Annotated in this window: 14 protein-coding genes; 5 read left to right on the forward strand and 9 right to left on the reverse strand. The window is 42.7% G+C overall.

The features are described 5' to 3' along the window. Positions 1-43: 43 nt before the first annotated feature. The 6 genes from CHA01nite_RS11775 to CHA01nite_RS11800 all read right to left on the reverse strand — a co-directional run bounded on the left by CHA01nite_RS11775 (position 44) and on the right by CHA01nite_RS11800 (position 4,977). The gene (locus tag CHA01nite_RS11775; RefSeq protein WP_146941636.1) at positions 44-1,045 is read right to left on the reverse strand and encodes a GTP pyrophosphokinase; all 1,002 of its coding nucleotides are present in this window, start codon (positions 1,043-1,045) and stop codon (positions 44-46) included. 129 nt (positions 1,046-1,174) lie between these two features. Further along, positions 1,175-1,756: an LOG family protein gene (locus CHA01nite_RS11780; protein ID WP_146941637.1), complete on the reverse strand. Its 582-nt coding sequence runs from the start codon at positions 1,754-1,756 to the stop codon at positions 1,175-1,177. Positions 1,757-1,836: 80 nt separating this feature from the next. Next, positions 1,837-3,282, reverse strand: coding sequence for an aminoacyl-histidine dipeptidase (locus CHA01nite_RS11785; RefSeq protein WP_146941638.1), 1,446 nt, complete (start codon positions 3,280-3,282; stop codon positions 1,837-1,839). A 98-nt stretch (positions 3,283-3,380) separates the two neighbouring features. Further along, a complete protein-coding gene (locus tag CHA01nite_RS11790) occupies positions 3,381-3,872 on the reverse strand; it encodes a hypothetical protein (protein WP_146941639.1) in 492 nt (163 codons plus the stop codon). 33 nt (positions 3,873-3,905) lie between these two features. Further along, positions 3,906-4,346 (reverse strand): hypothetical protein, encoded by a 441-nt coding sequence (locus CHA01nite_RS11795; protein WP_146941640.1) that lies wholly within the window; start codon positions 4,344-4,346, stop codon positions 3,906-3,908. Between the two features lie 25 nt (positions 4,347-4,371). Then, positions 4,372-4,977 (reverse strand): LURP-one-related family protein, encoded by a 606-nt coding sequence (locus CHA01nite_RS11800; protein WP_146941641.1) that lies wholly within the window; start codon positions 4,975-4,977, stop codon positions 4,372-4,374. 196 nt (positions 4,978-5,173) lie between these two features. Here CHA01nite_RS11800 and recR point away from each other — a divergent pair, with 196 nt between their 5' ends. The 3 genes from recR to CHA01nite_RS11815 are packed head-to-tail and all read left to right on the forward strand — an operon-like array spanning position 5,174 to position 7,453. Then, positions 5,174-5,788, forward strand: coding sequence for a recombination mediator RecR (gene recR, locus CHA01nite_RS11805; RefSeq protein ID WP_146941642.1), 615 nt, complete (start codon positions 5,174-5,176; stop codon positions 5,786-5,788). A gap of 12 nt (positions 5,789-5,800) precedes the next feature. Beyond that, positions 5,801-6,604, forward strand: coding sequence for a glycosyltransferase family 2 protein (locus CHA01nite_RS11810; protein WP_146941643.1), 804 nt, complete (start codon positions 5,801-5,803; stop codon positions 6,602-6,604). Between the two features lie 15 nt (positions 6,605-6,619). Beyond that, positions 6,620-7,453: a glycosyltransferase family 2 protein gene (locus CHA01nite_RS11815; RefSeq protein ID WP_228458404.1), complete on the forward strand. Its 834-nt coding sequence runs from the start codon at positions 6,620-6,622 to the stop codon at positions 7,451-7,453. Between the two features lie 627 nt (positions 7,454-8,080). On the opposite strand, the gene secG is transcribed toward CHA01nite_RS11815, so the two are convergent. From secG to CHA01nite_RS11830, 3 genes are all read right to left on the reverse strand, one after another. Then, positions 8,081-8,428 (reverse strand): preprotein translocase subunit SecG, encoded by a 348-nt coding sequence (gene secG / locus CHA01nite_RS11820; protein WP_146941645.1) that lies wholly within the window; start codon positions 8,426-8,428, stop codon positions 8,081-8,083. Positions 8,429-8,557: 129 nt separating this feature from the next. Beyond that, positions 8,558-10,603, reverse strand: a complete 2,046-nt coding sequence (locus tag CHA01nite_RS11825) for a M16 family metallopeptidase (protein WP_146941646.1) — start codon at positions 10,601-10,603, stop codon at positions 8,558-8,560. A gap of 49 nt (positions 10,604-10,652) precedes the next feature. Continuing rightward, a complete protein-coding gene (locus CHA01nite_RS11830) occupies positions 10,653-11,966 on the reverse strand; it encodes a M16 family metallopeptidase (protein WP_146941647.1) in 1,314 nt (437 codons plus the stop codon). 181 nt (positions 11,967-12,147) lie between these two features. Between CHA01nite_RS11830 and CHA01nite_RS11835 the strand changes: the two genes are divergently transcribed. Beyond that, positions 12,148-14,001: a PAS domain-containing sensor histidine kinase gene (locus CHA01nite_RS11835; protein ID WP_146941648.1), complete on the forward strand. Its 1,854-nt coding sequence runs from the start codon at positions 12,148-12,150 to the stop codon at positions 13,999-14,001. A 3-nt stretch (positions 14,002-14,004) separates the two neighbouring features. Continuing rightward, positions 14,005-14,379, forward strand: coding sequence for a response regulator transcription factor (locus tag CHA01nite_RS11840; RefSeq protein ID WP_146941649.1), 375 nt, complete (start codon positions 14,005-14,007; stop codon positions 14,377-14,379). The last annotated feature ends 83 nt before the right edge of the window (positions 14,380-14,462 follow it).

A 14,462-nucleotide genomic window follows, 5' to 3' on the forward strand; every position in this document is an offset into this window, starting at 1 on the left:
ATATAAATAAACCTCCTGAATATTTTCTTCGGGAGGTTTTTTATTATCTTGTATTGTGCTTGCTCTGAAAGTAATGAATCAGCCAGAGGATGGGAGCACCCTGCGGAATGGCAAATTTAATGCTCCGGTCGGTCAGGTTTTTATTGATCGACTTCAGATAGCTGATTTCGCTGGTAATAATTTCTTCTTTATGCTGCAGGAGCTGGTCTTCCAGCTGTATGAGGTTCAGGATGCCCAGGTCTTTAAGCTGTGCCGGGAAATGATTGGCCGAAATATACGCCGTATCGAATCTTGATTGTCCGGGCGTTCTGAGTGCCTTTCTCACTTTGCTCTCAATTTCACGAAGCAAGGTATTTTTTTTTACAAACGCAATAATCGTTGATTCATTGATGTTGATCAGTTCCCTTTTGTTCTTCAGGTTTTTGCTTACTGAATTTTCAAACTCATGGATTTCTTTTTTAAGTTTGGTGAATTCAATATCTGCCTGCTCCAGAAGGGCTGCAACCCGGTAGAAAGTACGTTGGGCCTTTTCAGGAATATCGGTTACCGATTTATAACCCAGATCGTGCTCGATTTCCGCCCAGGAATGCTGGAGAATGCTCCTGATCTGAATCTCAAACCTGATATTTTGGTAGTCTGCATATGCTTTCGTCTTTGCTTTCTCCTCATTGATCTGCAGGATAAAATGGATGCTCTTGTATCCGAATTTATCAATCTCGATGTGCCCTTTATCCACGGAATTGCTCCAGTCCACCGTAAATTCGCGGTTCAGGATCTCTTCAATTTTAGAAATATCATCCTCAAAATAAGTAATCACCCGTAACCCTAGAATGTCGGTAATCTCATCAAGGCTTTTGTATTTGTCTTTTTTAATGATTTTCTGAGCAAGGCTTGCTTTGCTCTTTACTCTGCTGTTGATCTGATGGATCGGAATTTTCCTGCATGATCTTCTTAACAGCTGTTCCACTTTGGAGCCTAAATCGGAATATAGGGAATGACATTCTTTATATTCTGCCAGAATTTTATTCAGGTATTCGTCAGCCATATGGGTAAACTCGTGTTTTGAATGGATAAATTTTTAATGAATTGAATTGTGTATGAATCTGCAAGTTTTACGCTAAAATAAAAAATTACCGTAATTTGGATTTGAAAAAACAATATAAAAAGAAGTTTATTAAACGTCATCCTTCGAAATCCACTTCCCGACCGTCGGCGCCTTATAATTCCTCATCATTTCAAGCAATTCCTCAATACTTTCGCTGATCAGCAGCATATCCCGGTTGACCTGTTTTAAAAAGCCCTTTTCTACCATGGTCTGAACCATCCGGATCAGGTCATCGTAAAAGCCGTCAATATTCAAAAGCCCGATTGGTTTCTGATGAAGGCCCAGCTGTGCCCAGGTGATCATTTCAAAGAATTCCTCCAGGGTTCCATAGCCGCCGGGAAGAACGATCACTCCGTCACACAGATCATTCATTTTGGTTTTTCTTTCGTGCATGGTTTCCACCAGAACCAGTTCGGTCAGCTGTTGGTGAGCGATTTCTTTGGATTGTAAAAAGTGGGGAAGGACGCCAATGGCCTTTCCGCCGGCATTCAGGGCTCCGTCTGCCACTGCACCCATCAGACCGACATCTGCGCCGCCATAGACCAGCTGGATACCTTGTTTTGCCAGGGCCTGTCCCAATAAGGCTGCCTGTTCTTTATAAATATCGTCCGAACCGAAACTCGATCCGCAGAATACGGTGATGCTTTTCATGATGTAATCAAATTATTTAAAAAACAAAAATATCCAAAATCAGACGACTTTGGATATTTCAGTATAGCAATTTTACAATTTTATTTTTGTGGAATATTTGCTAAAATATCTTTCAGGAAACTCCAGAATTTCTGGGTAGAAGGAATATTGGCCTTTTCATCCGGAGAGTGGGCTCCGCGGATGGTCGGACCGAAGCTTACCATCTCCATTTCGGGATAATTCGCTCCGATGATCCCGCATTCCAGTCCGGCGTGGCAGGCTACGACATGAGGTTTCTCGCTGAATTTTTCCGTATAGATCTTCTCCATAAGCTGAACGATTTCAGAACCCGGCTTCGGCTTCCATCCCGGATACGATCCACTGAAGACGGTATTCATTCCGGCCAGATCCGCTACGGATTTCAACTGTTCCGCCACCGAGTTCTTTGAAGATTCTACCGATGACCTCGAAAGGTTTAAAATTTTTAAAGCCCCTTCTTTCAACTCAACTCTTGCTACGTTGTTGGAAGATTCCACCAGATCTTTCACATCGGGGCTCATCCGGTATACCCCATTGTGCAGGGATTTCAATACCAGAATGATTTTTTTTGAATCGGCTTCGGAAATGGCTTGATCCGAGCTGGTTGCATGTTCAATATTGATCTGCAATCCTGCTTCAAGGCCTGCGAACTCCTCTAAAATTTCATTTTTAAGGCCGTTGGTCAGCTCATCTATAAATTCCTGGGCATTTCTTACGGAAGCTATTGCTGTAGCTTCTCTGGGGATGGCATTCCGCAATCCGCCGCCGTCAATGGAAATCAGTTGAATGTTTTCTTTTTCCAGGGCTTTGTATAAGAGCCGTCCGAGAATAATGTTGGCATTCCCGAAACCTTTGTGAATATCCATTCCCGAATGTCCGCCCTGAAGGCCTTTCACTTCAAATCGGATCATCTGGCCTTCCGGTGAACCGGTTTCATAATCCCGGGAAATGGTTACATCGATTCCTCCGGCACAGCCGATATCGATTTCATCGTCTTCTTCCGTATCCAGGTTTAGTAGGATATCGCCGGTCAGTTGTCCCGGTTTCAGGCCTAAGGCTCCCGTCATCCCGGTTTCTTCGTCGATGGTAAACAGGGCTTCCAGCGCAGGATGCCGAATATCCGAACTTTCCAGGATCGACATGATCGTGGCTACTCCCAGGCCATTATCGGCCCCCAGGGTTGTTCCTTTTGCCCGTACCCAGTCGCCGTCTACTTCCATCCGAATGCCTTCCGTCTCAAAATCGAAATTTACATCGTTGTTTTTCTGGCAGACCATATCCAGGTGAGACTGCAGGACTACCGGTTTGCGGTCTTCCATTCCCGGGGTTGCCGGTTTTCTGATGATCACGTTTCCTACGCCATCCACGGTAGTTTCAAGTCCCAGGTTTTCCCCGAATTCCTGAATGAAGGCAATTACCCTTTCTTCTTTTTTTGACGGTCTCGGAACTGCATTTAATCTGGAAAAATTCTTCCAGATGATCTGCGGTTCTATATTCGATAGTTCCATTGAATTTATTTTTCTCAAAATTACAAAATAAAAAAAAGCTTCCGTAAAAACAGAAGCTATATTTTTTGCATCAGCCATCAGCCATCAGCCATCAGCCATTAACATCCGCACTCTCCGTAGATCGGCAGCGTAACAACGGTTCCGTCCGGTTTTTCAATCCTGATGGTGCCTTCAAACAGCAGGGCTTCTTCGCCTCTGATCTTTTTTCCCTGTACGGAAATTTTATAATCACCGCTTTCGATCTCTTTGTTCAGCTGCTCATCCACTTCCATATCGCTGGAAGAGATCAGGTTCATCGCCTGTCTTTTCCCGTCAAGCTTCATATAAGCGGTTTTTCCGGCATCGTCGGCGTAAATGTACTTTTCGTTTTCAAAGTCAGCTTTGTTCCTGGCAAAGTAGCAGGAGCATTCTTTAATTTCTTTCGGAAAGGCAAAGGTTCCCACGGCAATTTTATCTGAAGATGCTTCAGCCTTTACCGTATCCTGAACCACCTGTGCAGAATCGGAAGGTTTATGGCCCGAAACCGTCTGTTGTTCCTTTTTACAGGACACCAACAGAAAAGCTGACATGAAAATGATTAAATATTTCATCGTAATAGTATTTAATTAATCTTAATTCTGACATTAGAATTCATCCATTTTTTTCAGAACCGTATTTACCCAGTCTTTATCACTGACTGACACTATAATTGTTTTGAATCCAAATTTTTTCCCTTCGGTCTCTACTCCGGCTGAATCATCAATATGAACGTCAATACTGAATTCAGGAGGGAATTTTGAAATACTCTTTCCCTTATTACGGATCCTTTTTTCGTGCATCTGCTGATTGATAACAAAATCAACCGGAATGCCATGAGCTAAAAACATAAGTTTAATTTTATACACACTCCTGTAAGAAGTTGTATAGATATAAATTTTATGTTTTTGAGCTTTTAATGTTTTAAATAACGCAATTGTCCCAGACCTGAGTTTTTCCGTTCCGACCATTTTAGCAAAAAACGGTCTTTTCTCCAAATGAAATCTGGTGGAGATCATCGTATCATCTAAATCAAATGATATTTTCATTGATAAGAAACTGCGGAATCCGGTGTTATCCTCTTGCTCTTTCCAGCAGGGTCATCATTAACAAAGAGAGAATCACCAGGCTTTCTTCTTCATCATCGATATCGATCACACGGTCGAGCTGGAATCTCCTTCCGAAGAAAGACGGCATTTTTTTCAGCCTGAAATAGGCTTTTCCATCCATGCCCGTCACCGTATACGAAGGATTCAGGAAGTAGCCGGTAAACATCCCGATCACAGGGATTTCTCCTACCATATTATCAAACACCTTTACCCATCCGTTATCTTCCTGGATTTTGAATTTCGGCTGATCGTTGGCATCCAGAATGTCGTAGCTTGCTTTCCAGATGGAGCGCATCCCTTTTCTGGCCAGTCTTCCGAAGCTTCTGCCGGTCGCAATTTCGCTTAAAGAATAAGAAGCGTTAAAATCGATCCATTGGTTGGCTTTGATTCTGAAAAGTTCTTTGGATTTGCTTTCGTCATTAAAAATGATGACGTCTTCTTTCAGCTTGAACATTTTCTGACGAACATAAGCGACATAGTTCCCGTTCCTGTCGGTGATGTTGAAATCGCTTGCAAGCGTTGTAATCTTAAATTTAAAATCCAGCGGATAATTTAAGTTGTTAAGTACCATTTGGTTTATTTTTTTCAGTTAATATTAAGTAGATCAAAGATAAGATTTTTAATTGAACAGGGGAAACGGAAAGTCCGGAAGCCGGAAGTTTCAGGTTTCTGAGACAGGATCAGATCTGCTTTTTCAGCGGCTGTTTAAGATGAAAAACTGATGGTCATCCATGATAACTCTCAACAATAATCACTATTTTTGTATTATGGACTATCCAAGTAAAGTACTGGCCAAAGCGGTGGATGAAATCTCCGGACTTCCCGGAATCGGAAGGAAAACTGCTTTGCGGCTGGCATTACATTTATTAAAGCAGCCTAATTCCAGAGCGGTGAGCCTCGGAAATTCCCTTATCAGCCTTGTGAATGACATTAAATACTGCAAAGAATGCCATAATTTTTCGGATTTCGATATTTGTGAGATCTGCAGCAATGATAAGCGATCCGACGAACTGATCTGCATCGTGGAAGACGTGCGCGATGTCATCGCTATTGAAAATACAGGAAAATATACCGGGAAATACCTGATCCTTGGCGGAAAGATTTCTCCGATAGAAGGCGTAGGCCCCAGCCAGCTGAATATCCCGAGTATTGAAAAAAAGCTGAACGAAGGAAAAGTCAGGGAATTTATCTTTGCACTCAGTGCCACTATGGAAGGGGATACCACGGCGTACTATATCTATAAAAAGTTCAAAAATACAGAAGTGAATTTTTCAAGCATTGCCAGGGGAATCTCGGTAGGGGACGAGCTGGAATATGCCGATGAGATTTCACTCGGAAGGTCGATTATGAACAGGCTTCCCTACAGCGAAGGAAATCCTTAATTACGATTCAAGATGATTTCCGTTATCATTCCCATGTACAATGCTGAAAAAACCATCCGGACTGCTCTTGATTCCATAAAGGCGCAGACAGTAGACAGCCGCATGTTTGAAATTATTATCATCAACGATGGTTCTACGGACGGAAGTAAGAAAGAAGTAGATTCGTTTATCCAGGAAAATCCCGGATTGGGTATCCTGTATTTCGAACAGGAAAACGGCGGGGTCTCTATGGCCAGGAATAAAGGGTTACAGGCAGCAACCGGTGAGTTTATCGCCTTACTGGATGCTGATGACAAATGGCTCCCGGAAAAAACGGAAAAACAGCTGAAGCTTCTTACGGATAAAAATCCGGATATCGACTTTATTGCCACCCGTCGCAACAACAGTAAAATCCTGCCCCCTTACCGGGTGAAGAATAATCTGGCGGAAATAACTTTTGGCAAATTACTGCTCCGCAATGAAGCACAGCCGTCAACCGTTATGTTTAAGAGAAAAGTACTCGAAAATACAGGCTTTTTCAATGAAGACCAGCGGTATGCGGAAGATCTGAATTACTGGATGAAGATTTCAAACAACAACCGCATGTTTATTCTCGATGAAAGCCTGCTGATTGCCGGTGGAGGAAAAAGGACCTTCGGGGTTTCCGGACTTTCGGGCAATCTTTCCGCAATGGAGAAAGGATTTCAGCGGAATCTGAAAGAAATGTATGATTTGAAAAATATTAATTTTATTCAATATCTTGCATTGAAGGCATTTTATAAAGCGAAATACTTACTTTTGCTGACCAGAACCTATTATTACCATTTAAATAAATAACCAAAGGAGATTCTTATGAGGTTGTCCGTCATTATCGTCAACTATAATGTCACTCCATTGCTTCGGAACTGTCTTGTATCGTTACGGAAATATCTCCGGGAAACAGACTACGAAACGATTGTCGTGGATAATGCCTCTACCGATCCCTCCTGGAAAAAACTGGTCCCGGAGTTTCCGGAAGTCCGCTTTATTCCTTCCGAAACCAATGACGGTTTTGCCAAGGGGAACAACAAAGCCATAAGCACTGCAAAAGGGGAGTATCTACTGCTCCTGAATCCGGATACGGAACTGGAAGGGTTTTACATGAAAGAGATCCTTGATTTTGCAGATGCCCGGAACAATTTCGGATGCCTCGGCGTGAGGATGCATGATGCGGAAGGCCGTTTTTTACCTGAAAGCAAACGTTCGGTTCCGGATATGTTTAATTCCTTTGAAAAGCTTTTTACGAATTTTAAAAAGAACAATTCCAAGTCGTATTACCGCTGTGATATCGATGAACAGGTAGTGGCAGAAGTAGACATTGTTACCGGAGCGTTCCTTTTGGTAAAAAGAGAAGTCTATCAGGAAGTAGGGGGGCTGGATGAATCTTACTTCATGTATGGGGAAGATATCGACCTCTGCTACACCTTGCTGAAGAAAGGTTTTAAAAACTTTTATTACGGCAAAGCTTCCATTCTTCATCATAAGGGCGAAAGTACGGTAAAAGACGAAGTCTATCTGGAACGTTTTTACGGCGCCATGCACATTTTTATTAATAAATATTACAGAACCGCTAAGCCGGTGCAGTATTCTTTTTTAAAAGCAGGGCTCAACCTCAGACATCAGATTGAGAAGATCAAATTGAAATAGCGGGAAATTACATTATCGTGAACTCGATGAAGGATCTGGATCAAGAGGCTGGGAGCAGGAAGCGGGATGCCGGAAGTTGCTCTTACCAGGCATAAGATCAAAGACATTGATTATTAAATTGAATATCTTATCGCTTTATCAGAGGGGTTCTTATCAAATCCTGAACAGCCAGCATTAGTTTTTTTTCAATCAGGGGGAACGGATTTATATTATTTTAAAGTCCCGGAGGGACGGCTTAATACAGGATAGGACGAAGCCCTGTCAGAACTGCGAACCGTTTATTTGTTCCGGCAAAGTGAGTAGTATCCAAACTCCTGGCTGAATCAGTCTCATTTTTATTTTTGAATTAAAGATATGATGTCACTACGGTCGAACTCACGTTATATTGGCGGGCTGGAAGAGGGATGTCGGATACCTGAATACCCTTCCGTCATAAATACAGTCAAAGGGAATGAAGATCAAAAGAAATCCGCTCATCATTCCGTTAAAAAGAATTCTATCTGAGATTCTGATGAAACAGCCTTATTTTATTTTTCAATTAAGCCAAGCTGAATACAGTGGGATTTAGCTTAAAACAAAAAAGCAACTCCATACAGAGTTGCTTTTTCTATGTAAAAAATTATTTGCTTATTTCGCCGGTGCAGGGGTCTGAGCCGGAGCGGTTGTAGAGGCAGGAGCTGCCTTCTGGTTAGCCGGAGCTTCCTTTTTAGCAGGAACCTGTACCGGTGTTGCCGCTGATGGTTTACCTGTAATAACAACGCTTAGCAGGATAAGAACGATAATTGTTCCGCCCAGCGTCCAGGTTGCTTTTTCCATAAAGTCGTTGGTCCTCTGTACCCCGAACTGCGCCGAAGATGCACCTCCGAAAGTACTGGAAAGGCCTCCTCCTTTTGGATTTTGAGCCATAACGATGATAACCAGTAAGATGCTGGCGATCATAATAAGAACCATCAATAGTATAAATATAGAATCCATTAATTTGATATCTTTTTGAATGGGCAAATTTAATCTTTTTTTACGGAATAGCAAAGAAACAATCCTTTAAATATTCCAAAAATAAAAAACGGCAGCCGGAGCTGCCGTTTTTCTGTAAATCAGAAAGTTTTATTTGAAATCAGCATCTTTAGCCTGATTGATATCGTAAGACTTTACGTTCATCGTCATGTCCATCCCCATCTGGTTTACCGTAATGGAATAAGGCATTTTAACACCCGCTACATCTTTGTAATCCGAGAATACGGTAGGAACGCTGATCTGTTGCCCCTGAGCTTTTACCGTTCTGGTTTCTCCGGTCTTCAGTCCGGATTTAACGCTGTAATAATAAGTTGTTTCAGGACCTTTGATAGCATAAGAATCTTCACCGCCGATTTTCTCGATTCCCATCAGTTTGTATTCAGGGGATTTGGCAAATGCCATTTCTTCGAAAAGTTCGGTGTTTTTCTGTTTTTCAGCAATCTGTTCCGGCTTCATAGGAACTTTCTGGCCCATCTGCTCGGAATATCCGGTCTTTCCGTCGAATACCTGCTTCTGAACTACCTGGCCCATGGCTGTTACCTGTGTCATTTCTTTTCCGCCCTGCGCCTTTACCATTTTCAGGTCGATGTTCTGGCCCTGCATCGTCATCGAAGCGTTTACGGTATAGGAAGAAATTTTTGAAACGTTCGCTTTTCCTCCGATGGCATCGATATATTTATCGGCTACCGACGCTACCGTTACGCTTGCATCAGCTTTTTTAGCAGATGGTTTTGCCACAGGATTGGCCTGCGTGTCGTAATACTTTACAGGATAACCCAATTTCTCCAGCCCTTCGGAAATATCGGAAGCTTTACCGGCGATAAAAATCCTGCTTTGGTTCGGCATAATGGTCGAATTTACCGCATTCGAAACATCAGCAGCCGTTACTTTGTCGATAGACTTCAGGTAATTGGTATAGAAATCATCCGGAAGATCCTGGATTTTCTGGTTCAGGGCAAATCTTGCAATGGTGGCCGGCTGCTCAAGCGCCAGGATGAAAGACCCTTTAAGCTTGGCTTTGGCATTGGCCAGTTCCTCCGGTTTTACGTTAGAGATTGAATTAAGCTCGTTCATGAATTCCTTCACTGCCTTATCCGTTACCTCATTCCTTACGCTGGCACTTGCGGAGAACTGTGGAGAGTATTTGCTTGAACTCATGTTGGAATAGGCTCCGTAAGTAAAACCGTTCTTCTCACGAAGGTTCATGAAAAGCCTTGCTTCACCGCCGCCGCCAAGGATATAGTTTGCGATTGTTGCCGGGAAATAGTTGGGATCTTTCATTTTCAAGGTATTCAGGTTATTCACCGAAACCACGGACTGTACGGCAGAAGGAACATCTACCACATCGATTTCCGTTTTAGCCACATTGGCAGCAGGTTCTACCGGAGTGATCGGCGTATTGGCCTTTTTCCATCCGCTGAAAGCCTTTTCAACCATCGGCTTTACCTTATCGAATTTAACGTCTCCTACGATGACCAGATAAGCATTGTCCGGAGTATAGTATTTTTTATAGATATTCTGTACGTCAGCCAGCTGGATCCTGTTGATGGTTTCTACTGTTTCAAATTCGCCTCTTGAGGTGTTTTTTCCGTACATCAACGCATTGGAAACCCTTGAAGCAATGGCAGAAGCATTTTTTTCTTCGGATTTCAGTCCTTCAATAGCCCTGTCTTTAGAATCCTGGATCTCTTCAGCCGAAAATTTAGGATTAACGATGGCATCGGCCATCAGGCCTAAAACTTCAGGGAAATATTTGGAAAGCGAGTTTGCAGAAGCACCGTTGGAAGAGAAATTCAGGTTGGCTCCAAGGTAATCCACTTTTTTGTTGAAGGCATCCTTACTCATGTTCATCGTTCCGTTTTCGAACTGTTCCGCCATGATTTCGCTTGCACCCACTACATTTCCTTCGTAATAAGGAGGCCGGTCCATCGACAGGCTGGCGCTTACCCTCGGAAGCTTGTTGTTTTCCACGACCATTACGGTAAGTCCGTTGCTCATCTGGAACGTCTTCGGTTTTGCAATGTTGATGGCTGGGGTAGGTCCCGGCTTCGGCATGGCATTAAGATCTATTTTCTGTGCTGAAACCATTCCTGCGAAGAAAAATGCTGCAGCTATATATGTCAATTGCTTTTTCATTTGTAAAATTTAATTTTTAATAATCATTTAAACCTGAAATCCCTATGGATTATTTTTTCTCAGGAACATAGTTGATGATTACTCTCTGGTTGGAGTTAAGATACTTTTTAGCCGCATTCTGAAGATCCTGTCTGGTGATTGACCGGTAAATATCGATTTCTTTATTAATCAGATTGGTATTGCCCATCAGAACGTGGTTGGTGGCCAGTGAAGCAGCAATTCCCTGAATGCTGGAGTTCGCGTTTACAAACTGGTTTTCAAACTGGTTCTGCAGTTTCTGGTAATCTTCTTCAGAGATCAGCGTCGTCTGCAGTTTTTTGATTTCCGTATCGATATCTGCCTGTAATGTCGCTTTCGTGGTCTGTCCCATCGGGATTGCGAAGAAAGCAAAAATCCCGTAGTCTTCAAGACCCTGGTTGAAAGCCTGTACCTGTAAAGCTTTCTTATCCTGGTCAACCAGTTTTTTATACAGAACGGAAGATTTACCGTTGCTTAAATAAGATGAAAGCATATCTAATACATAAGCATCTTTTTCTTTGTTGGCCGGGGTTCTGTAAGCAAATACATAAGCAGGAAGCTGGATGTTCGGATCCGTTGCGGTTACTTCCTTCTCCTGGGTGATTGGTGCGTCTTTCGCGTAATTCTTAGGGTAAAGGGTTCCTTTCGGAATTCCTCCGTAATACTCCTGGATCCACTTTTTAGTCTGTTCAGGCTTAATATCTCCTGCTACCACCAGCGTGGCATTGTTCGGAACGTAGAACTTTTTGTAGAACGCCTGGAACTCTTCAAGCTTTGCAGAGTTAAGATCTTCCATAGAACCGATCGTCGGCCAGTTGTACGGGTGGTTGGTAAATAAATTTTTCTGGATGGTTGTGAAAAGGTTTCCGTACGGCTGGTTATCCATTCTAAGCCTTTTCTCTTCTTTTACAACTTCTCTTTGCGTATCAACGCCAACCTGGTTGATAACCGCGTGACGCATTCTTTCTGCTTCCATCCACAGGCCTAGCTGCTCGTTGTTGGATGGGAAAGTTTCATAGTAATACGTTCTGTCGTTTGTGGTATTGGCATTGTTTTGCCCTCCGTTTGAAGAAACGATCTTGAACCAGTCGCCTCTTTTGATATTGGGAGTTCCTTCAAATAACAGATGCTCGAAAAAGTGAGCGAAGCCGGTTCTTCCTTTTACTTCATCTTTGGCACCTACGTGGTACATTACACTTGTTGTAACTACCGGAGCAGAATTATCCTGATGAAGAATCACGTGAAGGCCGTTTGGCAGGTCATATTCTTCGAATTTAATTTGTTGTGCATTCAGGGCCATTCCGAAGAAAGCCGCTGCAGCAACAGAAAGAAGTCGCTTTTTCATAAAGTAGAAATTGTTTTGTCAATGAGTCCCAAAATTACACTAATTGTTACATTATCAAAATAAAAATTCCGTCGGAAAAGATTTCTTTATATAAATCATAAAAATTCCAAAAAGTGGTATTAAATTTATGAGTAGAGATTAGAATAAAAATTACTTTTGTAAATAAGAAACCGCTGTTATAATGAAAAACATTTCCAACCTGAAAATTTCTCATGACTCACTGGTCACTTTATTCAGCCAGGCTCCGGTAGCCATGTCTCTGCTGATGGGCGATGATTTTATCATCAGTAATGCCAATGAGCAGATGCTGAGCCTTTGGGGGAGAGAGGCTTCGGTAATCGGAAAATCCATATTCGAGGCTATTCCCGAGATAAAAACCCAGGGATTTGACGAAATCCTGAACAATGTCTACCGTAAAGGAGAAGTGTTCAAGGGAAACAAATGGCCGGTTTTTTTAAATAAATACGGAAATTACGAAGAGCATTTTTTCGATTTTATCTATTCCCCGGTTTATAATGATGATAAACAGATTACGGGGATCAGTGTAGCTGCCACTGAGGTTACCGACCAGGTCATCTCCGAACGGAAGCTGATCGACAGCGAGTACCGTTTTGAAGATCTTATTAAAAAATCGGACTATTGTATTGCGATTTACCGTACCGAAGATCTTTACATTGAGCTGGCCAATGAGCCGATGCTGAAAACATGGGGAAAGGATGCTTCGGTTATCGGAATGAAGCTGGAAGATGCACTTCCGGAGCTGGAAGGTCAGCCCTTTATCGGTATCCTGAAAGATATATTCAGGACCGGGAAATCCTATATGGCGACGGAAGATTCGGCAGACCTGGTGGTAGATGGTAAGCTTCAGACTTTTTATTATAATTTTTCATACAAGCCCCTGAAGAATTCTGCGGGTGAAGTTTATGCCATTTATAATGTGGCCGTTAACGTTACCGATTTGGTAATTACCCGGAAAGAAGTCCAGGAAAGAGAAAGGAAATACCGGGATCTTGCCGATTCCATGCCGCAATTCGTATGGACCAGCGACAAGCATGGCCGGATTAATTACATGAACGATAGCTGGTACAGGCATATGGGTTTTCATAAGGACGAGGATCCCAACGAAGCGATAAGGAAAGTGGTCAGGCCGGAAGTTTATCCCGGGATTGTAAAAATCTGGGAAGAAAGCCTGAAAACGGGGAAGCCCTTTGAGATGGAATATGAGTTTGCCGATCCCAAGAATCCCGAGGTCTACCGTTGGTTCCTGGGAAGGGCAGTGGCCAATTTCGGTCAGGACGGAGAAATCAGCCAGTGGACCGGTACTTTTACGGATATTGATGATTTCAAACAGCTGCAGGCCCAGAAAGACAATTTCCTGGGAATTGCCAGCCATGAACTGAAAACACCGCTGACCAGCCTTAAATTATACACCCAGTTTATTGAAACCAGCCTCAGCAAACAGGGAGATCTTAAAAATGCCGAGGTAGCTAAAAGAATGAACAGCCAGATCGATACGCTTACCGAACTGGTAAATGATCTGCTGGACGTTACCAAAATCCAGAACGGCAAAATCCAGCTGAATGAATCCGAATTCGATTTTGACCGGCTGGCAGAAGATGTGATTGTTGAACAGCAGATGACGGCACGGCATAAAATTATTTTTCATAAAAATGAAATCGGAAAAGTAACAGCAGACCGGCACCGGATCTCGCAGGTCATGAGCAACCTTATCAGCAATGCCATTAAATATTCTCCCGATGCCGACGAAATTATTGTATCTACGGAATTAAGCCGCGATGCGATCAGATTCAGCGTAAAAGATTTTGGAATCGGTATCCCGGAAGATAAGCAGCAAAAGGTTTTCGAACAGTATTACCGGGTAAGCGGAACCAAAGAGCATACCTTCCCGGGCTTGGGCCTGGGCTTATATATTTCATCCGAAATTATCAAAAGAACGGGCGGCAGGATTTATGTTCACTCCGTTGAAGGAAAGGGGTCTGATTTTTGCTTCGAGATACCTAAAATTAAAATATAAAACATGTCTACTTCTACACAAATTTTAGTCTTGGATGACAGTCCTGCAATTGTTGATTCCATTGAAATGATGATGGAGCTGGAAGGATTAAGCGTTGCCAAGTTCTATAAAGGGTCAGATATGCTCAATGCATTGAATGCTCAGCCTAAACCTGATGTGATTTTAATGGACATGTGGCTTTCCGGTGAGGACGGACGGGACATCTGCCGCACCATAAGGGCCGATGAAAACCTGTGTGATATCCCTGTACTCATCATGTCGGCCAGCCGTGGTCTGGAACAGTCTGCCCTGGATGCCGGAGCCAACGATTTCATTGCCAAGCCATTTGATATGGGGGATATGATTACCCGGGTGAGAACTTACATCAAAGAGATTTAAATATTTTACCTTCTTTTTTATAAAATTAAAGCATCAGGGTTTTCAAAACTCTGAAGCTTTCTCATGATTTAAAAATAGAAATC

Source organism: Chryseobacterium hagamense (genome assembly GCF_007991455.1).
GTDB classification, from domain to species: Bacteria; Bacteroidota; Bacteroidia; order Flavobacteriales; family Weeksellaceae; genus Chryseobacterium; species Chryseobacterium hagamense.